21 protein-coding genes, 1 pseudogene and 1 riboswitch are annotated in these 19,612 nt (G+C 69.4%); of the genes and pseudogenes, 13 read left to right on the top strand and 9 right to left on the bottom strand.

Annotation, left to right across the window (positions count from 1 at the left end; all coding sequences use genetic code 11):
* The first annotated feature begins 169 nt into the window (after positions 1-169).
* The 3 genes and pseudogenes from FHS23_RS01760 to FHS23_RS01750 all read left to right on the top strand — a co-directional run bounded on the left by FHS23_RS01760 (position 170) and on the right by FHS23_RS01750 (position 2,415).
* The gene (locus FHS23_RS01760) at positions 170-763 is read left to right on the top strand and encodes an HSP18 transcriptional regulator (protein ID WP_183646653.1); all 594 of its coding nucleotides are present in this window, start codon (positions 170-172) and stop codon (positions 761-763) included.
* A gap of 40 nt (positions 764-803) precedes the next feature.
* Positions 804-1,584, top strand: a pseudogene (ku, locus tag FHS23_RS01755) (non-homologous end joining protein Ku); the annotation flags it as partial.
* Between the two features lie 579 nt (positions 1,585-2,163).
* The gene (locus FHS23_RS01750; RefSeq protein WP_183651253.1) at positions 2,164-2,415 is read left to right on the top strand and encodes a hypothetical protein; all 252 of its coding nucleotides are present in this window, start codon (positions 2,164-2,166) and stop codon (positions 2,413-2,415) included.
* A gap of 268 nt (positions 2,416-2,683) precedes the next feature.
* Here the strand turns inward: FHS23_RS01750 and FHS23_RS01745 are convergent, their stop codons facing one another.
* From FHS23_RS01745 to FHS23_RS01720, 6 genes are all read right to left on the bottom strand, one after another.
* Complete coding sequence (locus FHS23_RS01745; protein WP_183646646.1) at positions 2,684-2,893, bottom strand: hypothetical protein; 210 nt, start codon at positions 2,891-2,893, stop codon at positions 2,684-2,686.
* 175 nt (positions 2,894-3,068) lie between these two features.
* A complete protein-coding gene (locus FHS23_RS01740) occupies positions 3,069-3,977 on the bottom strand; it encodes a DUF998 domain-containing protein (RefSeq protein ID WP_183646644.1) in 909 nt (302 codons plus the stop codon).
* 54 nt (positions 3,978-4,031) lie between these two features.
* Positions 4,032-4,826, bottom strand: a complete 795-nt coding sequence (locus FHS23_RS01735; protein ID WP_343053571.1) for a hypothetical protein — start codon at positions 4,824-4,826, stop codon at positions 4,032-4,034.
* 176 nt (positions 4,827-5,002) lie between these two features.
* Complete coding sequence (gene yczE / locus FHS23_RS01730) at positions 5,003-5,635, bottom strand: membrane protein YczE (protein WP_425501065.1); 633 nt, start codon at positions 5,633-5,635, stop codon at positions 5,003-5,005.
* Positions 5,636-6,143: 508 nt separating this feature from the next.
* Positions 6,144-7,421, bottom strand: coding sequence for a hypothetical protein (locus FHS23_RS01725; RefSeq protein ID WP_183646635.1), 1,278 nt, complete (start codon positions 7,419-7,421; stop codon positions 6,144-6,146).
* A gap of 130 nt (positions 7,422-7,551) precedes the next feature.
* Positions 7,552-8,718 (bottom strand): pyridoxal phosphate-dependent aminotransferase, encoded by a 1,167-nt coding sequence (locus tag FHS23_RS01720; protein ID WP_183646632.1) that lies wholly within the window; start codon positions 8,716-8,718, stop codon positions 7,552-7,554.
* A 110-nt stretch (positions 8,719-8,828) separates the two neighbouring features.
* On the opposite strand from FHS23_RS01720, the gene FHS23_RS01715 reads away from it, so the two are divergent.
* Positions 8,829-10,091, top strand: a complete 1,263-nt coding sequence (locus tag FHS23_RS01715) for a DUF445 domain-containing protein (RefSeq protein WP_343053738.1) — start codon at positions 8,829-8,831, stop codon at positions 10,089-10,091.
* Positions 10,092-10,281: 190 nt separating this feature from the next.
* On the opposite strand, the gene FHS23_RS01710 is transcribed toward FHS23_RS01715, so the two are convergent.
* A complete protein-coding gene (locus tag FHS23_RS01710; RefSeq protein WP_183646627.1) occupies positions 10,282-10,809 on the bottom strand; it encodes a CGNR zinc finger domain-containing protein in 528 nt (175 codons plus the stop codon).
* 192 nt (positions 10,810-11,001) lie between these two features.
* Here FHS23_RS01710 and FHS23_RS01705 point away from each other — a divergent pair, with 192 nt between their 5' ends.
* From FHS23_RS01705 to FHS23_RS01675, 7 genes are all read left to right on the top strand, one after another.
* Positions 11,002-11,367 carry a VOC family protein gene (locus FHS23_RS01705; RefSeq protein ID WP_183646624.1) on the top strand — a complete coding sequence of 122 codons (366 nt, stop codon included), beginning with the start codon at positions 11,002-11,004 and terminating at the stop codon, positions 11,365-11,367.
* A 605-nt stretch (positions 11,368-11,972) separates the two neighbouring features.
* A complete protein-coding gene (locus FHS23_RS01700; protein ID WP_183650598.1) occupies positions 11,973-12,365 on the top strand; it encodes a helix-turn-helix domain-containing protein in 393 nt (130 codons plus the stop codon).
* A 6-nt stretch (positions 12,366-12,371) separates the two neighbouring features.
* Entirely contained in the window at positions 12,372-13,187 is an 816-nt protein-coding gene (locus FHS23_RS01695) for a hypothetical protein (protein WP_246381264.1), read from the top strand.
* Between the two features lie 83 nt (positions 13,188-13,270).
* Positions 13,271-13,567, top strand: a complete 297-nt coding sequence (locus tag FHS23_RS01690; protein WP_183646621.1) for a DUF2516 family protein — start codon at positions 13,271-13,273, stop codon at positions 13,565-13,567.
* Positions 13,568-13,610: 43 nt separating this feature from the next.
* Complete coding sequence (locus FHS23_RS01685; RefSeq protein WP_183646618.1) at positions 13,611-14,150, top strand: YbaK/EbsC family protein; 540 nt, start codon at positions 13,611-13,613, stop codon at positions 14,148-14,150.
* A 74-nt stretch (positions 14,151-14,224) separates the two neighbouring features.
* Positions 14,225-14,665, top strand: coding sequence for an SRPBCC family protein (locus FHS23_RS01680; protein ID WP_183646615.1), 441 nt, complete (start codon positions 14,225-14,227; stop codon positions 14,663-14,665).
* Positions 14,662-15,675: an NADP-dependent oxidoreductase gene (locus FHS23_RS01675; RefSeq protein ID WP_343053569.1), complete on the top strand. Its 1,014-nt coding sequence runs from the start codon at positions 14,662-14,664 to the stop codon at positions 15,673-15,675. The genes FHS23_RS01680 and FHS23_RS01675 overlap by 4 nt, the downstream gene beginning before the upstream one ends.
* A 188-nt stretch (positions 15,676-15,863) precedes the next feature.
* Here FHS23_RS01675 and FHS23_RS01670 read toward each other — a convergent pair whose 3' ends face one another.
* Positions 15,864-16,811, bottom strand: coding sequence for a methionyl-tRNA formyltransferase (locus FHS23_RS01670; protein ID WP_183646612.1), 948 nt, complete (start codon positions 16,809-16,811; stop codon positions 15,864-15,866).
* Positions 16,812-16,978: 167 nt separating this feature from the next.
* Between FHS23_RS01670 and FHS23_RS01665 the strand changes: the two genes are divergently transcribed.
* Both FHS23_RS01665 and FHS23_RS01660 read left to right on the top strand, forming a co-directional pair.
* Positions 16,979-18,295: a lysine N(6)-hydroxylase/L-ornithine N(5)-oxygenase family protein gene (locus tag FHS23_RS01665; protein ID WP_183646609.1), complete on the top strand. Its 1,317-nt coding sequence runs from the start codon at positions 16,979-16,981 to the stop codon at positions 18,293-18,295.
* Between the two features lie 69 nt (positions 18,296-18,364).
* Complete coding sequence (locus FHS23_RS01660; RefSeq protein WP_183646605.1) at positions 18,365-18,556, top strand: MbtH family protein; 192 nt, start codon at positions 18,365-18,367, stop codon at positions 18,554-18,556.
* On the opposite strand, the gene FHS23_RS01655 is transcribed toward FHS23_RS01660, so the two are convergent.
* Positions 18,553-18,867 carry a DMT family transporter gene (locus tag FHS23_RS01655; protein ID WP_183646601.1) on the bottom strand — a complete coding sequence of 105 codons (315 nt, stop codon included), beginning with the start codon at positions 18,865-18,867 and terminating at the stop codon, positions 18,553-18,555. The two genes, FHS23_RS01660 and FHS23_RS01655, sit on opposite strands and share 4 nt — an antisense overlap.
* A 14-nt stretch (positions 18,868-18,881) precedes the next feature.
* Positions 18,882-18,946: riboswitch (guanidine-III (ykkC-III) riboswitch) on the bottom strand.
* Between the last annotated feature and the right edge of the window lie 666 nt (positions 18,947-19,612).

Below are 19,612 nucleotides of genomic sequence, written 5' to 3'. Positions count from 1 at the left end.
GCCCGTCAACCCCGATACGGGCGTAATCACCGCGCACTACGTGCCGGCCGTCGAGTGCTCGGTCGGCGATGTCCCGGCACTGCGGTGGGCCTTCTGATTGCTTCCGTTCAGTCGTACCACCGTCGTCAGTCCGTTGACAAGTGTCGATTGTCGTCGTTACGTTGACGTCGTGGATCGGTACGAGGAGCTGCACGAGACGGTCGAGCGGGCTGCGCATCATGACGTGGTCGGCGCGGACGATGTGGTGTCCGCACTGGCGACGTTGCGCGAGCTGCGCAACGAGCTCGCCGACTGGGAGCCCCGGTTGATAGGGGCGGCACGGCGGATGGGGGTGAGCTGGGCGGATCTCGCCCCCGTGCTCGGTGTTGCGAGTAGACAGGCGGCGGAACGGCGCTATCTGCGGATGCGCAAGCCGGAACAAGAAGCCGGCCTGACGGCCGACGCACGAGTACAGGCGGAGCGTGATCGCCGTGCGGGGCAACGGGCGGTCCGAGCGTGGGCACAGGACAACTCCGAGGTGGTCCGCAAGCTGGCAGCGCTGGTCGGCTCGCTGGACGACGTGGACGACGAGGCGAGGCCTCATGTCGACGTGGTGTCCCGCACGCTCGGCAACGACGACCCGGTGTTGTTGATCGGTCCGATGGTGTCGGCAGTGGCCCATCTGCGTGACAGTCATCCGGATCTGGCGGCCCAGGTCGACGGCGTGAACGCCGAGGTCGAGGAGGCCCGGCGTGCTGCCGTCGACCGCAGGGTGGGGCGGTGAACGGTGTCGATGAACTGCGAAAACGCGTACCGTTCCCGGTATGCGCGTCATGTGGAAAGGTGCGGTGTCCTTCGGGCTCGTGACTATTCCGATCCATCTGTACGCAGCGACGGAAAGCAAGAACGTGTCGCTGCGACAGGTGCACGAGGCCGACGGCGGACGCATTCAGTACAAACGTGTGTGCACGGTGGACGGCGAGGAGGTGCCGTACGCCGACATCGCCAAGGGCTACGAACTCTCCGACGGTGGCATGGTCGTGCTGACGGACAAGGAACTGTCCGAGTTGCCGATCTCCACCTCTCGGTCCATCGACGTCCAGGAGTTCGTCCCACTCGAAGCGATCGACCCGATCTATTTCGACAAGAGCTACTACCTCGAACCGCAGAAGGCCGCGACCAAGCCGTACGTGCTGCTGCGCGACGCACTGCACAAGTCCGGACAGGTCGCCATCACGAAGGTCGCCATTCGGCAACGCGAATCGCTGGCCGTGCTGCGGGTGGTCTCGGACGTCATGGTGTTGACGACGATGCTGTGGCCCGACGAGGTGCGCGAGGTCGATTTCCCATTCCTCCGGGAGGATCCGCCGGAGGTTCGATCGCAGGAAATGTCGATGGCGAGCTCGCTCATCGATTCGCTCTCGGACAGCGTCTTCGAGCCCGACAAGTATCGGGACAGCTATCGCGAGGCGCTTCTGGACCTGATTCAGTCGAAGATCGAGGGCAAGGAAACCGCGCCTCCACCCGAGGTGGAGGCGGAACCCGAGGCCACCGATCTGATGTCCGCCCTCCAGGCCAGTGTGACGGCGGCGAAAGAGGCGAGGGACTCCGACTCGGCCGAGGACGGTGGGACGTCCGGCGCCGGAAGTCGCAGTTCCCGCTCGTCCGGCTCCAAGGCGTCGTCGAACGGTTCCACGGGCACGAAGTCGGCGAGCCGCAGGTCGACAGGTACGAAGTCGGGCGATGGCACATCGTCGGGCGGCAGGGAATCGACGGCAACGTCTTCCGGCGGCAAGTCCTCCAGCAGCAAGGCTTCGACAGGCAAGGCTTCGGCACGCAAGGGCTCAGGAGGAAAGAACGCAGGAGGAAAGAGCTCGGGTGGGAAGAGCTCGGGTGGGAAGAGCTCGGGCACGAAGGAATCGGACAGTGCCGGCTCGGCCGCAGGCAAATCCGCGGGCTCGGCAGGCGAGGAGTCCGAGGAGCGAAAGACTCGGAGCGGTGGTTCGGGTCGCTCGACCCGCAAATCCGCCTGACGCTCGGCGGTACTCGATTCTCCAGCGTGCCGGCCCGTCCCGCACCCCGGGGATGCGATGCGGACGGTTCTGCCAAGCCGACGTCAGAGCCGATATCACATCAGGGCGTGTCCCGTCCGGAGATGCGGAGGGGTGGTGGTACCAAAGACCCATGACCTGTTCGAGCTGTGCGGCCGGCATCGATCATTGCCACGGAACGCTCGTGGAACACGAGTCCGGGTTCGTCGAGTGCACGGACATGGCCTGTCTCAGCTTCGGAGTCGAGCGGCATTCGCTGGTCATCGACTGTGGAACGGTCGACGGCGGTTGTGGCTGTACGGAGCACTTCCAGCCCCTCGCGCACGTCGACTCGTCGGCGATGGCCTCGGATGTCCCGCAGGAACAGCTGCTGCGCGCGTCGTAACCAACCATGGGAGGTCGGCGGCTCCTGCCCGGTACTCGCGCGTGCGCACGGCCGCCGATGCGCACCGGCTTCGTGGGCCGGCTCGGTCGGAGGGCTGCCCTCGAGCGGGCCCCGCTCGAGGGGCGACCTGGTAGTGGGGGCCGGCCGGACCCGGCGCTGCCCCGACACGCTGGGCCACCGACATGGGCCCGGCCGAGGTCCGAGAGGACCCGCCGGGGTGAGATCCGCGGCGTGGGCGGATCAGCTCCTCGTGCTCACCGGCTGCGTGTCACTGATCGCGCTGCGACGGCAGATTGGTCCGTCCCTCTTCGGGATCCAGGCCGAGAGCGTCGAGGAGCATGGCGCAGTCCTCGGCATCGCGTGCCGCGGAGGCGATCGCGCGCACGGCCCGGCGGCGCTGCTCGTCGTTCGGTTCGTCGACGCGAGGCAGCGACGGCTGCGGGTTCTGGGTCGGAGCGGTCGGGCTGTGTGCGTTCACGGTTCACTCCCCGAAGTCGTATGCCGGCTGCGTGCTGCAGCTACCCGTTAAACGTACGACCCACACGTTGTGTTTCCCGATCAGCCGGAAAATGTGCCGTGGGCAACTGAGGTCCGATGTGGACGGCACGGTGTGGTTGCCGGTCCGCGGGCGGGTACCGGACGGCGGCCGTTGATCAGGTGACTGCGTCGGTTCTGTCGCTGCGCTGCAGGTCCGCGTTACGGACGTCGTGGTAGCCGAATCCGTTCGCGGAGCCGTCGACGGCCTCGTGGGCGACGGAGCGGCCGGTGTCGGCAGGCGGTCCGGCGAGCGGTGTCATGGGTGAGGCTCCGGTCACCGCCGGTTGCACGGCGGTCGCGGGTGCCGTCGCGGGTGCCGTGGCCGAAGCCGGGTCGGCGGACGCGCGGGCATGCCGCATGGCACCGACCAGCAGCACAGCGAGCAGGCACAGGTCCACCAGGAAGACGATCCGCTGCGTGAACCCGACGGGCACGGTCTCGGCGACCACGGCGAACCCGGGTACGCCTGCCAGGGCGTCGGCGACATAGCTCACGCCGAACAAGGCCAGGCTGACGAGCGCGATCCGCAACAGCCACGTCAACGCCGAGGCGACCCGTGCGAGCACGGGTGTCGCACGCAGGACGTCGAGCAGTGAGAGCGCGATCGCGGGCAGGCTCGCGAACGCCACGACGCTCGCGTACTGGTGGATGCGCCCGCTGACGGGGTCGATGTCAGAACTGAACGTCGCCGGGAACAGTGCGGCGGTGGCCAGGCCCGTCGACGTCGCGTACACGAGCGTCGATGTCGTCCTGCTCAACGGCAGGCCCGCCGACAGCACCGAACCGCGCACCGCGATCACGCCGACCGCCGCGGACAACAGGCTCGCCTCGAGCATGCCGCCACCCCGGTCGGTGAAGGCGTAGCGGCTCAGCGGATCCGTCAACGGGTCGAACGAGCTCACCGAGTGCAGGACGATCAGCGTGAACAGTGCCCAGCCCAATCCCGCGGCCGCGGCGATCGTCCACGCACGGGTACGCGCGACATCCACGGTGTGGACCTTGGCGTGCGACGGCGGACTGGGCATACGTACATCACAACGCATCGGACATAGCGGTGTGTTCCGGGTAAATCCCTGAGATCACCCGGATCGGTCGGTGAAGTCGACCACCACGAGCGCCTGATCGTCGTGGACCTTCGGCCTGGGCCACCGGGTGCGCTCGGGATCGGACCGCTCCGCGTCCCGCACGGCGTCCAGTACGGCCTGCGGCCCGGCGGTATGCGCGAGCCCGTGCAGGCCGTGCCAGTCGAACACGCCGTAGTCGTCGACACCCGCAGCGACCCCGTCGGTCGCAAGGACGAGCGCGTGCACGTCGGTGCGTGGCCAGCGCGCCCGCACCGCCTGTGCCACCGCCGTCGGTTCCGCCTCGGCCACCCAGAACCCGCCGTCACGATTGCGCAGCGCCTCCACCGCGCTGCGGCTGCGCAGCCTGCCTGCGGCGCGCAGTTGCGCCAGCCGGTAGTCCGCGACGACCTCCAGCCCGGACGGCCCGAACGTGACCACCGGACTGTCGGCCAACACGAGCGCCTCGACCGTGTCGGCGGTCCAGCAGGCGAGCGCGACCGTGCTGGACGGGCTCGTCCCCGGCTGCAGGTCGTGTTCCCGTGCGACGGCGTCGATCGCGTACGCCAGCGCAACCTCCGGGTCGGCCGAGCGCAGTAGCGCCTGGCGCAGGTGCCCACCGAGCTGTTCCGCGTACCAGCCGCCGCTCGGTAAGCCCGGCCGCCGCTCCGTCGCCCCGTCGAGCACGGCGACCGCACCTGCGTCTTGACCGTGTCCCGGCACGGGATCGACCACGACGACCCGGTCCTCGGTCGGGCGCGGCTCGCCCGCGAGGTTCGTCCCCGCCTGCTCGGCGACCTCGATCCGCGGCACGCCGCCCACCGTAGTTGTCAACCTGTGTTGACACCGCATGTCGACTTGAGTCCTCGACCCCCTCGCCGCGCCCGAGGTGCACCCGCCGACGCCGCACCCGGTGGCCCAGCCCGTTCGGCGACGCGCGAAACGGCTCCACCGGGCGCTACGGCACCGCAGGCACGCCGCGTGACGGTTCACGAGCGTGGGCGCCACACCACCCGCGGCAGGAACAGCTGGGTCAGCGGGCCGATCGACAGCGCGAACAGCACGGTGCCGACACCCGCCGTACCGCCGAGCAACCAGCCCGCCGCGAGGACGCACACCTCGAGCGCCGTCCTCACCAGTCGCACCGACAGACCCGTACGCGCCGTCAGTCCCGTGAACAGGCCGTCTCGCGGGCCCGGGCCCAGGCGCGCGCCGACGTACATCGCCGTCGCCAGCCCGTTGAGCACGATTCCACCGAGCAGTAGCGGAATCTGCACCGCGAGGTGGTCCTGCGGCGGCAGCGCCCAGCGCACCAGGTCGACCGAGACGGCGATGAGCACGACGTTCGCGATGGTGCCGATGCCGGGACGTTGACGCAGCGGGATCCACAACAACAGCACCGTCACCGCCGTCACGACGGTCACGGTGCCGAACGTCAGCCCGGTGCGGTGCATCAGGCCCTCGTGGAGCACGTCCCACGGGTTCAGGCCGAGCAGGGACCGCGACATCATCGCCATGCTCGTGCCGAACAGCACGAGTCCCACGACGAGCTGGGTCAGCCTTCGCGCCGGATCACGGCGCACCGTCACCGGATGGAGTTCGAACTGCGCCGTGGTCGCCACACGGACCACTATCGGATGACATCGGTGCTGCGGTCCACCGAGTTCACGCCGTGGGACGCGCGGCCGGGGCCGGAAGGTACACAAGAGCGGAGCCGGTGCGCCGGGTCTCGGGGGTGCCGTCACTCCAGAAACGGCGCGGAAGACCCGGCGCACCGGCTCCATCCGTGTCGCGTGACACGGAATGCCGCCTGCGGCACCGGCATCGCCCCTCGCTATGCCGGTCCGCCCGGCGGCTAGGTGCGCAGCGTCGGCATCGCCCCGCCTGGCGCGGTGAGCGTGACGATGCGGCGCGCACCCGAACACGGCTCCGGCGCCGCGGGGGCAGCGCGGCGCCGGAGCCAGGACCCGTCCCAGCCAGGCGCGGTCGGCCGGACGGGAAGTCGTCGATACATGGCGATTACCCCGAAACAGACACGTGTACGCGTCGCGTCACACGCGATGGATGGCTACGGCAATGGGCGGAGGTCGCCCGATGGGCACAGTGGCCCGACGAAGTCGCCGGTCGGGGTCAGTCCGGTGCGGTGAGAGGCAGCCCGAGGTGGACCGCGTCGACGTCGACGTCGCATGCGCTCACGGTGCCGACGGTGCGGAGCCGTTCGGTGGCGGGCGTCGACGGGAGGATGCCCTGCTGAGCGCGGGCACCACCGTTGTCGCAGCTCGCAGCGGCGACCGACGTCGCGGGAGCCGGCTTCGGAACGGCCGGCGTGGGGGTGGTCGGAGCGGCGTTCGACACCCGCTCACCGCGGTCGTGCAGCGGTGAGGAGGGCTGCTCGGTGGCCGCCGTTGTCGTGGGAACCGGCGCCGCGGGGGCCACACGCGGCGCATCGGCGGAACGGGTCGAGGCGGGCGCTGCGGCCTCGATGTCGCCGGCCGGCGCCTCCGCGGGCTGCATGCCCGCCGGTTCGCGGCCGGTCGGCTCCGCCGGGGACTGCGGTGACGGGCCGAGCGGCGGTGCGACGCGGTCCACGCTGTCGGTGACGGTCCGTTCGACCTGCGTGACGGTGCCGCGGACGATGCGGTCGACCTGCTTCACCGTGCCGGTCACGCGTTGCAGCAGGCCGTCGTCGCCGTCACCGGCCAATCCGTGGACGACAGTGCCCGTCAGTCCCGTGACCAGTCCGCCGTCGGACGACCCGGTGGCCCCGGACGGCGCCGACTCGGCGGCACCCGTGTCGCCCGGCTCGGGGTCCGCGGGGGCCGTATCGATGTCGGCGGTCGCGTCCTCGGACTGGCCGGTCGTGGACGCGAAGACGGCCGGGGCGGCGGCCGTGGTGTCCTCTGCCGCCGGGATGTCGGCCGCCGGGACATCGGATGCGGCGCTCTCGGATGTAGCGACCTCGGGTGCCGGGTTCTCGGATGCGGCGACTTCGGGTGCTGCGACTTCGGGTGCTGCGCCCGCCGGTGCCGTATCGGTCGCCGGTGCCCCGTCGGGCGCCGGAGCCACGGCCGACGTCGACGTCGCGGCATCGGAGCCGGCGTCCGACCCCGCGGGATCATCCGGCCCCGTGACAGGACCTGCACCCTCCTCGGCTGCAGCGTCGGCAGTGCCGGTGTCGTCGCTGTCCTCGGCGACGGCCGCGCCCTCGACAGCGGATTCGGTGGCAGGAACGCCGGCATCAGCAGCCGAATCCGTGACGGACGTGTCGGTGTCGCCGGTGGCGGTGTCGGCGGCCGGGCTCGACGCCGACGCCGAGCCGGCGATCAGCAACCAGGCGATCAGCGCGAACGCGGCGACCACGAAGGCGCGCACGACGACGGCGCCGCGCACGCGCACCGTCGTTCCCATCGCACTCTCCCGCGGTCTGGCCGTCCCGGCGGTCGGCCGGTGGCCGGGATCGTCGCAGGTCCGGCCGCGGTCTTTCTAGCACCGAGGCCGGAGTTTCCACCGATCGCGGGTCTGTGATCGGCCGAATGTCTCAGCCTCGGCGTAGCTGGTGCAGGCGCTCCACAGCCTGGTCGAGCACCTCGTCGCGTTTGCTGAACGCGAAGCGCAGCACGTGATTCCACTCGTCCGGGTGGTCGGTGAACACACTGACGGGCACGGCCGCGACACCGGCGAGCTCGGGAAGACGCCATGCCAGGTCCTCGGCGTCGGTGAAGCCGAGCGGGCGGACGTCGGCGCACACGAAATACGTGCCCGCACTCGGCCACACCGAGAAGCCTGCGTCGGTGAGGCCCTTGGACAGCCGGTCGCGCTTGGCCGCCAGCGACGTGCGCAGCTGTTCGACCCAGTCGAGCTCGTGCTCCAGCGCGTACGCCACGGCGGGCTGCAGGGGTCCGCCGGAGACGAACGTGAGGAACTGCTTCGTGGTCTTCACCGCCGCGACCAGCTCGGCGGGCGCGCACACCCAGCCGATCTTCCACCCGGTGCAGTTGAACGTCTTGCCCGCGCTCGAGATCGACACGGTGCGTTCGCGCATGCCCGGCCACGTCGCGAGCGGCGTGTGCTCGACGTCGTCGAACGTCAGGTGCTCGTACACCTCGTCCTGCACGGCGATCAGGTCGTTCTCGACGCACACCTCGGCGATGGCCGTCAGCTCGTCGCGAGTGAACACGGTGCCGGTCGGGTTGTGCGGCGAGTTGACGAGGATCGCGCGGGTGCGCGGCGTCACGGCGGCGCGCAGGGCGTCGACGTCGAGGGCGAACCGCGTGCCGTCGGAGGTCAGCGGTACGGTGCGGCGCTCCGCGCCCGCCATGGCGATCGCCGCGGCATACGAGTCGTAATACGGCTCGATGGCGATCACCTCGTCGCCACGGTCGGCCAGCGCGAGGAGGGAGGCGGCGATCGCCTCCGTGGCACCCGCCGTGACCAGAACTTCCGTGTCGGGGTCGTAGTGGAGGCCGTAGCGCGTGCGGTGCTCGGCGACGGCCCGCCGCAGTTCGGGCCGTCCCGGCCCGGGCGGGTACTGGTTCTTGCCGCCGTACAGGGCGTCCCGGGCGGCGTCGAGCATCCCGGTGGGGCCGTCGGTGTCCGGGAATCCCTGACCGAGGTTGACCGCACCGGTCCGCGTGGCCAGGGCCGTCATCTCGGCGAAGACGGTCGACGTGAACGGTTGGAGGCGAGCAGCGAGAGGTGGGCGCACGAGAATCGATCCTCACGGACAATGCGGGTGTGGAGCAACCGAGTGACGACGTGACATCCGGCGCCGGGGCATCCGGCGGACGGGCCGCCGGTGCCCCGGCACCGGGGCGAGTGCCCTCCGGTGGCCTTGCCGGTGAGGAGGCGAAACGGCAGGGCCTACGCCGGATGAAGCGGGTGGCGCTGGCGTTCCTGTTCGGCGCTGCGGTCGTGTTCCTACTGGCCAGATGGGCCGAGAGCGAAGGCTGGTCCGCGTGGGTCGGGTACGTGCGCGCCGCCGCCGAGGCGGGGATGATCGGCGGACTCGCGGACTGGTTCGCGGTCACCGCGTTGTTCCGGCATCCGCTGGGGATCAGGATCCCGCACACGGCGATCATCCCCAACAAGAAGAACGTGCTGGGCGAGAGCCTGGGCGATTTCGTCGGCGCGAACTTCCTGTCCGAACCGATCGTGCGGGACAAGTTGCAGCGTCTCGAGGTGTCGCGGCGCACGGGCGAGTGGCTGGCCGTTCCCGACAACGCCGAGCGGGTGACGTCGGAGCTGTCGACCGTCGTGCGCGGGGCCGTGACGGTGCTGCGCGACGAGGACGTGCAGGCCGTGATGGAACAGGCCGTCGTCCGCCGCGTCGTCGACCGCGAATGGGGTCCGCCGCTGGGCAAGCTCCTCGAACAGGTGCTGACCGACGGTGCGCACTACCGATTCGTCGACCTGATGTGCGACCGCGCGTACGACTGGGTCCGCACCAATCACGCCACGGTGCTGCGCGTGGTGTCGGAGCGGGCACCGTCGTGGTCGCCGCGATTCGTCGACGAGATGCTGGCCGACAAGGTGTACGGCGAGGTGCTGACGTTCGCGTGGGCCGTGAAGACCGACGTCAACCACCCGATGCGGCTGGCACTCGACCGGTTCGCGAGCGAGTTCGCCCAGGACCTGCAGAAGGATCCGGAGACGATGGCGCGCGCGGACGCCGTGAAACGCCAGCTCGTCGAGCACCCCGAGGTGAAGAAGCTGATCGGCTCGGCGTGGGCAACGGCGAAGGACATGCTGCTCACCGCCGCCGAGGACCCGTCGAGCGAGCTGCGCACGCGCGTGCGCGAGGGGCTGTGCACGTTGGGTGAGCGGTTGCAGTCGGACGCGGAGCTGGCCGGGAAGGTCGACGGCTGGGTCGAGGACGCGGCGGGCCACGTGGTGCGCCGCTACTCGCAGGAGATCACGACGATCATCACCGACACCGTCGAGCGCTGGGACGCCGAGGAGACTGCGCGCAAGGTCGAGCTCCAGGTAGGCCGTGACCTGCAGTTCATCCGCATCAACGGCACGGTCGTCGGCGCGCTGGCCGGCCTGGTCATCTACACGGTCGGCGAGCTGCTCTTCTGACGGCAGCTCGTCCGGCACGGCGTCGGCGGCTCGCTGGCGGACGCGGCCCACCGATTGCTGTGCGTGATCACCTGCTGACGGAGCCTGGTCCGGTCCACTCGAAGTGTGGTCCAGGCCACCCGGCAGGGTGAGGTTATCCACAGTAGGCGGGGTTATCCACGTAGTTATCCACAGGTTTGGCCGGGTGTGGTCAACCGGCTGTGGCGTCCTCGTCGCCGGATGAGCCCGTGCGCTTGCGGAACGTGCGCGCCTTCACGCGGTTGCCGCACACCTGCATCGAGCACCAGGTTCGCGACCGGTTGCGGGACTCGTCGTAGAAGGCCCACAGGCAGTCGTCGGCCGGGCAGATCTTGATGCGGCGCCAGTCGCCGAGCACGGCCAGTCGCATCGCCGCCGTGAACACGGCCGATACGGCGTCGTCGGCGACCAGTTGTGGATCGGCCGACGGGGAGAGTCGGAACGCCACGTCGACGGGGATGCGCGGCTCGTCCGGGCTGCCCGGCGGCGTGTCGGAAGTGGTGGCGGTGTCGCCGGAGGGCTCGCCGGCGGCTTCGCGGAGAACCCGCCGGGCACGGACGGCCTCCTCGGGCGGCCCCGGCGTCAGCTCACGCGCGTGTGCCCAGGCGTGCCAGTCGGCGACGGAACGCAACACGTCGGTGTCGTCCTCGACGTCGAGCGTGTTGAGGAAGTCCAGCACCAGACTCACGTCCGCGTTCACGTCACCAGTGTATCCGGGACAGTGGTTGCGCCCGGCGCGCGTAACCGGCATATTGTGTTCATCGGTTAGGCGGATGTCCGCCGGTCGCGATGCCGGGCCGTCCGGCGACTAATCGTCGCTGGGGTGGTTGTCGCTGGGTGGTCGTCGCCCGATGGGTCGCTGTCGTGATGGGTCGAGCGCAAGGAGGCGCTGATGAGTACGTCGGTAACACTGGGTTGTGTCGCCCTGGACTGTCCCGAGCCGTATCGGCTCGCGGACTTCTACGGGAAGTTGCTCGGCTGGAAGCTCGATCCGGATTCGGACGACCAATGGGTGACGCTCGTGAATCCGGACGGCGGGGCGGACATCAGCTTCCAGCGTGATCCGGACTACCGGCCGTCGACGTGGCCGTCGAACGAACGGCCGCAGATGCTGCATCTCGACTTCACGGTCGAGGACCTCGACGCGGAGCACGAGCGGACGGTGCAACTCGGTGCGCGGCTGCTCGACGACAAGCCGGAGACGTTCCGCGTCTACGCCGATCCGGACGGCCACCCGTTCTGCCTCTGCGCCTGCTAGACCCCGAGCTGAGACCTCGGCCCAGTTTGCGTGGGTCGTGGAACGGGTCCGTGTCCTCGTGGCCCGGTGTGCGGCGGGCATTCGGAACGCGGTTCGGGCAGCTCGTCGATCGCGGGCTCGTACGGCCCGTGGTGATCGTCGGGACGACGGTGGGCGGGCTGTACCGGCTGTGCAGGTCGCAGCCGAGTTCGTGGGCGATGTCGGTGTAGGTCATCAGGTCCGGGAAGCCGAAACGTGGCGCGAAGATCCGGACTTCTCGAATCGTCGAACTGGCCCATGTAGACGGACGTGTGCTCGTCGAGCGTCGATCCGGCACGTTTCGTCGTCGAGGAAACATGCAGCGACGAGCCGGCCGACCTGTGCGGGAAGGTGTCGGCTCGGAGGGAACTCATTCGGACCGGCCACGGGTGTGCCGCCTCACACGCGAAGGGTGCAAGCAGAGTGCTTGCAATAGCTAGCACTCGTGGTTACCGTGGGAAATGTCGCAAGGAGGTGCAGGCGTGACGGGCAAGTCGGACGGGGTCGGGGGTCGTGACGACGGCCCCGATGGTGACCGCGACGACCAGCCCGGCGCCGGTGCGGGCGATGACGACGCGTCCGGACCGATGGACAGGATGGCCGACCTCGGCCGGGACATCGGGTCGTACATCCGTCAGCAGCGGAGCAGCGCCAAGATCTCCCTGCGGCAGCTGTCCAAACTGGCCGGTGTTTCCAACCCCTACCTGAGCCAGATCGAACGCGGGGTCCGTAAGCCCAGCGCGGAGATCCTGCAGCAGATCGCCAAGGGGTTGCGAATCTCGGCGGAGGCGCTCTACGTGCAGGCCGGAATTCTCGACCTGCCGGACGGGGGGCCGGTACTCGACGCGATCCGCGCCGACACCGAGCTGTCCGAGCGCCAGAAGACGGTTCTGCTCGACGTCTACGAGTCGTTCCGCAGGCAGAACCGCGAAGAGAGCACGCCCGGAACCGAACCCGAACAGCCGCACGCCGAGGAGTGAGCCGCCATGGCTACCGAGACCGCCAAGACAGAAACCGCCAAGACCGAGTCCGCCAAGACCGAGTCCGCCAAGACCGAGTCCGCGAAGAGCACCAAGGCCGACGACGCCAGGACTCCCGTCGACCAGATCAAGACACCGCTGCTCGCTGCGCTGGGCGCGGGCAACCTCGCGAGCCAGGCCGTGAACGACGCGCTGGCCAAGGCCAAGGAGCGCTACTCCGACGGCGGTGACGCCGTGCGCAAGGGCGTCGAGGACGCCAAGAAGGGCTTCGAGGACGCGAAGAAGAACATCGAGGAGCTGCCGTCGGAACTCGAGGGGCTCCGAGGGAAGCTGGACCCGGCCGAGCTGCGCAAGCTGCTCGACGAGTACACCGACGCCGCGCTGAAGCTGTATCACCGACTCGCCGAGTCCGGTGAGGAGGCCTGGGACAAGCTGCTCGCGCAGCCGCAGTTCAAGAAGGCCACCGACCAGCTCGGCGAGACCTTCCAGACCGTGCAGGTGCGCGTCGACGGTGCCACGGCCGATGTGCGCAAGGGCATCGACGGAGTCGTCTCGAAGGTGACGTCCACGGTGCGCGGCGCGGGTGACGACGCGGACGAGGTCGTCGAGGCGACGGCGGAAAAGGTCTCCGGTGCCGCCGAGAAGGCCGAGGAGACCGTCGAGGAAGCCACGACGCCGGCCAAGCCGAAGACCGCCGCCAAGCCCTCGACCACGTCGACCGCGTCGACCGCGAAGTCGACCACCACCCGCCGCACCACCGGCGCCGCGAAGAAGTCGACCGGTTCGACGAGCAACAACACCGGCTCGAAGACCGACAAGTGAGCTGACCTCCTGTAGTTCGGGCTCCGGTTGTTTCCGCAACCGGAGCCCGAACTCTGTTCGGCGTCTGACGTACGCTGGGTGGCGTGCCGTATCTCGCGTACTGGATCGTGTTCGCCATCGACTGGGCAGGCACGCTCGCCGGCCTGGTCGCCTTCGTGCACGCGCTGACCCAGCGCTCCGACGCCTACACCGCAGCCGACCGGCACACGAAGCCGATGTGGCTGGGTATCACGGGTGGTGCGACCCTTGCGATGCTGCTGTTCAACTTCTACGGCGCCGGGCTGATCTTCTGGCTGGCAGGCATCGTCGCGGCGCTGGTCTACCTCGTGGACGTACGCCCGAAGCTGATCGAGGTGCAGCGCGGCGGCTCCTCCTGGTGACGTGCCGGACTTCGCCGCCGACGCGGTGACCTACGGTGGCAACGTGAACGACTGGAACATCGCGGGGACGCTCACCGTGCAGGCGGCCGCCGAGCGTCCCGACCTCATGGCCGAACCGGTCGCAGGCGCGCTCGACTCCGTCAAGGCGCCGATCGGCATCGCCGAGATCGATCCGGACCTGGCCGACACCGCCGCGTTCTGTGAGGCGTACTCGTCACCTCTCGAGGCCTCCGCCAACTGCGTCGTCGTCGCGGGTAAACGCGGGGGCGAGGTGCGTTACGCCGCCGCGCTCGTGCTCGCGACGACCCGTGCCGACGTCAACAACGTCATCCGCAAGCACCTGGACGTGCGCAAGGTGTCGTTCGCGCCGATGGACGAGGCCGTCGAGCTGACGAACATGGCCTACGGCGGCATCACTCCGATCGGCTTGCCGTCGGACTGGCCGGTCCTCGTCGACGCGGCGGTCGCCCGCGCGCCGGAACTCATCGTGGGCAGCGGCATCCGGGGCAGCAAGCTGCTCGTCACCGGGACGGCACTCGCCGAGCTGCCGGGCGCCGACGTCATCGAGGGCCTCGCCAAGTAGTACCGGGCTCGCGCGGCGGGCGGGCTCGTGCTCGGCCGGACGCGGACCCGCCACACGATCAACAGGGAGAGCACATGGGACAGGTCACCGCCACCGCCGAGCGGACGATCGACGCGCCCGCCGACACGGTGCGCACGCTCGTCGCCGACTACGCCGAGACCAGGCCGAAGATCCTCACCGAGGCCTACCGCGACTACGCCGTCACCGAGGGCGGCACCGGTGCGGGCACGGTCGCGACCTGGAAGCTGCAGGCCACGTCCAAGCGGGTGCGGGACGTCGCCGCCACGGTCACGGAACCGAAGCCCGGAACGATCGTGGAGACCGACGCCAACTCGAGCATGGTCACCACGTGGACCGTCGCCGAGGCGGGCGACAAATCGACCGTGCGCATCGAGACGACGTGGCAGGGCGCAGGCGGCATCGGCGGCTTCTTCGAGAAGACGTTCGCGCCCGGCGGGCTCAAGCGCATCTACGACGGCGTGCTCGACAACCTGGAAAAGGTGGCCACGGCGTGACGGCGGCCGGTGACAACGCGGTGGAGATCCGTCTCGCCGAACGGCCGCACGGCGAGCCGACGATGGCGAACTTCGAGATCGCCGACGTCGACGTCCCGCAGCCCGGCCCCGGTCAGGCGCTGGTGCGCAACACGTGGCTGTCGGTCGACCCGTACATGCGCGGCCGGATGAGCTCGGCGAAGTCGTACGCCGCGCCCTACGAGGTGGGCGAGGCGATGACGGGAGGCGCTGTCGGTGAGGTCGTGGAGTCGAACGTCGACGGCTTCGCGGTCGGCGACACGGTGCTGCACCAGCTCGGTTGGCGCAGCCACGCGGTCGTCGACGCCGACAACGCCGCGAAGATCGACGTCACGGCGGCACCCGCACCGGCGTATCTCGGTGTACTGGGCATGCCGGGACTGACCGCGTACGCGGGACTGTTCGACGTGGCGCGTTTCGCCGAGGGCGACGTCGTGTTCGTGTCGGGTGCCGCGGGTGCGGTCGGGTCGATGGTCGGGCAGCTCGCGAAACTGCGCGGTGCGTCGCGCGTGATCGGCAGCGCCGGTTCCTCCGAGAAGGTGCGATGGCTGACCGACGAACTCGGGTTCGACGCCGCGTTCAACTACAAGGACGGGCCCGTCGCCGACCAGCTGGCGACCGCCGCACCGGACGGTGTCGACGTCTACTTCGACAACGTCGGCGGTGACCACCTCGAGGCGGCCATCGCCTCCATGAACCTGGGCGGGCGGATCGCGATCTGCGGGATGATCTCGCAGTACAACGCGACCGAACCGCAGCCGGGGCCGCGCAACCTGGTGCAGTTCATCGCCAAGCGGATCACGATGCGCGGGTTCCTCGTCGGTGACCACCTCGAGGCGAGGCCGCGGTTCATCGAGGAGGTCGCACCACTGGTCGGCGACGGGTCGATCCGCTACAGCGAGACCGTCGTCGACGGCGTCCGCAGCGCGCCACGGGCGTTCCTCGACCTGCTGGCCGGTTCCAACACGGGGAAGATGCTCGTCCGCGCGTAGGCGTTCCGTGTCGAGGTGCGGCAGCACAGGGTCGGTCCGCGCTGTCTGTTCATGACAGTGGTCGCCGCCGGTTCGCGTGCTTTCGGGGCGCGAACCGGCGGCGCGTCTCGGTGGTGTCGAGTGCGCCCCGCCCGCGAGGGGAGGATTCGGCGCGCTCAACCTCTCCACAATGCCCTGGGGGCGTTACCTCACGGGTGCGAGGTCAGGTAGCCGCCCATCGTCGTGAAGTACTCCGTACCCGCGTACTCGGTTCCGTCCTCGGTGCGCACGCGTTCGATGCGAAGCCCGCGGTTGCGGCCGAAGCGCGCGTCGGCGCCCGCGACGATCACGACACCCTTGCCCTCGGGGTAGAAGATGCGTCCCGGGGTGCCGCCGTACGTGCCGTCCGACACGGACGCCTCGGTGACGCGGATCCGCTGTCCCTTGTGGAACGTGTACGCGTTCGGATACGGGTCGGCCAGCGCGCGCACCAGCCGGTCGAGGTCCTCGGCGGGCCACGTCCAGTCGATGCGGCTGTCCTCGAGCGAGCGCTTGTGGAAGAAGCTGGCCTTCGACCGGTCCTGCGGGGTCCAGTCGGTGCGGCCCGCGGCGATGAATTCCAGTGCTTCGGCCACCAGGGGTTCGATCAGGTCGACAGTGGCGTGGACCAGGTCGATCGCCGTGTCGCGCGGACCGACGGCGACGGACTTCCGGCCGACGATCGGACCGGCGTCGAGCTCCTCGTTCATCATGTGCGCGGTCACGCCGACCTCGGATTCGCCGTTGATGAGCGCCCAGATGATGGGGGAGAAACCGGCGTAGGCGGGCAGCAGCGAGTCGTGGACGTTGAGCGTCCCGTGTGTCGGGAGGTTGTAGATCTCCGGTGGCAGCCAGGTGCGCCAGTTGTTGGCGACGATCAGGTCGGGCTCGACCGCGCGGAGTTTCTCGACGAGCGCCTCGTCGGGCCGGTGGGCCAGGACCGACTCGACGCCGTTGGCCTGGGCGAGGTCCTCGACCGAGTCCGCCAGGATGCGCTCGTAGGCGTGTTCGGACTTCGGGTGCGTGACGACCATCGCCACCTCCACGTGCTCCGAATCGAGCAGCGCACGCAGGGTGCGATGCCCCCACGTCTGGTAGCCGAACATGACGACCCGCATCGGTCCTCCGTAACGTCGTGAGCGAAACGCGCCCAGTTAAGCAAGGCTTACCTAATGTGGCAACACTTCGCCGCGGAGTCGAGGATCACCCTCAAAAGGTCTAACTGAGGTCGACCTTAGTTAGGTTAGGGTATCCTCTGTCCGGCTGTCTCGGCGATAGGACTGGTATGACACAGGGGCTCGCAGGCGATGTACCGCTGTACGACCTGATCGGAGTGGGTTTCGGGCCGTCGAACCTGGCCCTGGCCATCGCAGTCGCCGAGTACAACGAGAGTGCCGCCGAGCCGCTCGCGGCACACTTCGTCGAGAAGCAGGCCTCGTTCGGCTGGCACCGCGGCATGCTCATCGACGACGCGACCATGCAGGTGTCGTTCCTCAAAGACCTCGTCACCCTGCGGAATCCCACGAGCCGGTTCAGCTTCCTGTCCTATGTGCACGATCGCGGACGACTCGTCGAGTTCGTCAACCACAAGACGCTGTTCCCGCTGCGGGCGGAGTTCCACGACTACTTCGAATGGTGCGCGGCGCGGGTCGGCGACATGGTGTCGTACGGCCGCGAGGTCGTCGGTGTCGAGCCCGTGTTCGACGGCGACGAGATCGCCTACGTCGACGTGCGCTCCGCGTGCGGAACGGTGTACCGGGCGCGCAACGTCGTGCTGGCGACGGGTCTGCAGCCGAGGCTGCCCGACGATGCCGAACTGTCGGACCGCGTCTGGCACAACAGCGAACTGCTGCACCGGACGCAGTCCGTGCCCACCGACGCGGGACGGTTCGTCGTGGTCGGCGCGGGGCAGTCCGCGGCCGAGGTGACGGCCCACCTGCACTCGACGTTCCCCGACGCCGAGGTGTGCGCGGTGTTCTCGCGGTTCGGCTACAGCCCTTCCGACGACAGTCCGCTCGCGAACCGGATCTTCGACCCGGCGTCCGTCGACGAGTTCTACGACGCGCCCCAGGACGTCAAGGACCGGCTGATGGACTACCACGCCAACACGAACTACTCGGTCGTCGACCTGGAACTCATCGAGGACCTGTACCGGCGGCTGTACCGCGAGCGGGTGCTCGGCAGGGAGCGGCTGCGCTTCTTCCACGCTTCCCGCGCGACCGACGTGGTCGAAACCGCGGACGGCGTGCGCACGACGGTGGAATCGCTCAGCACCGGGGAGAAATCGGTGTTCGACGCCGACGTCGTCGTGTACGCCACCGGCTACCGGCCCGCCGACGTCGACGCCCAACTCGACGGGCTCGCACCCCACGTCACCCGGGACGCCTCCGGCAGGCCGCGCGTCGAGCGCGACTACCGGGTGCGCGGGGGCACCGCCCTGTCGGCGGGCGTCTACCTGCAGGGCGGCGCCACCGAGCACACCCACGGCATCACGTCGTCGCTGCTGTCGAACAACGCGATCCGCTCCGGTGAGATCCTCGACTCCGTGGTGCAACGCCGTCACTCCCGGCTGACGGCCGAGTTCGCCGTCAGCGGACCGTGAGCGCTGACGAGCCGGGATGGCCGACGGAGCGGCGACCGAACGCCGCCCACCGAGGATGAGGAGTCACCGATGAACCCGTTCGAGGACGATGAAGGCCGGTTCTACGTGCTGGTCAACGACGAGGAGCAGCATTCGCTCTGGCCGTCGTTCGTGGACGTTCCGGCGGGCTGGCGCGTGGTGTTCGGTGAGGACACCCGCGAGGCCTGCCTGCGCTACGTCGACGCCGAGTGGACCGACCTCCGCCCCGCGAGTATCCGCTAGCTCACGGCCTTCAAGCCCACGACACAGCCGATGATGCCGACGAGGAACAGCACCTTCAGCGGGGAGATCGTCTCGTCGCCGGTGGCCATGGCGTAGACCACCGTGCCGACGGCGCCGATCGCCACCCACACCGCGTAGGACGTGCCGGTCGGCAGGTCGCGCATCGCGTACGCGAGTCCGCCCATGCTCACCGCGAGCGCGGCGAAGAACACCACGGACGGCCACAGCCTCGTGAACCCGGCGGTCTTGCCCAGCGCGGTCGCCCAGACGGCCTCGAACAGGCCCGATACGACCAGAATCAGCCACGACATGGCAGGCCCCTTTCGACGGCCGTCTTGTCGTGCTTCCGGGTACGGCTCCCTCGTCCGGGAACCCTGATTCGGGTCCTGTATCCGGTTCTACACACTCGCCGCCGTCATGGCAGCGAGCCCGATCACCATGGTGCTCGAGACCACAGCCGTCACCAGGCGTGCCGCCGTGCTGGGCGATCGCCGAGCCCCCGATCACCCCGGCGATCGCGACCAGCACCACCGCCCACGGCGGAACCGACGGTCATCGCCGCGTGGCGGTCGACCTCCCCGCGTGCTGCCGCTGTCGCCGCACCACGACGCCACAGGCGGACGGGACGCCGACGACGGGGACACCGTGACCGGAGCGCCGTGGTCGTGGAGGAGCCCGTGGTCGGGGTGTCCGCGGTCGTGGAGGCCGTCGCCGGCGAAGGCCGGACGGAACGCGGTACGTGGACAGGTCATGCGCGCAGCCTGTGCGCCTGCGACCGTCCGGCGCAACGGATTTTCGCGGCCCTGCCCCGGCCCTTGCCCTGGTGTCGGGAACGGCGACCCCGAAACCGGCGCCGACCAGCACCGGGAACGGTGCCCGAGTGCGGGATACGCGTGCAGGAGCGCAGGACACGCGTGCCCGAATGCAGAACACGCGCGGTGATCGGTCCCCGGGATCCGCAACACGGTCCCTGGGACCTGCAACACGGTCCCTGGGATCCGCAACATGGTCCCCGGGATCCGCAACACGGGCCCCGGGAGTCGCAACACCGGCCAC

Source organism: Prauserella isguenensis, from assembly GCF_014191605.1.
GTDB classification, from domain to species: Bacteria; Actinomycetota; Actinomycetes; order Mycobacteriales; family Pseudonocardiaceae; genus Prauserella; species Prauserella isguenensis.
This window is presented reverse-complemented; position numbering and strand designations above follow the sequence as displayed.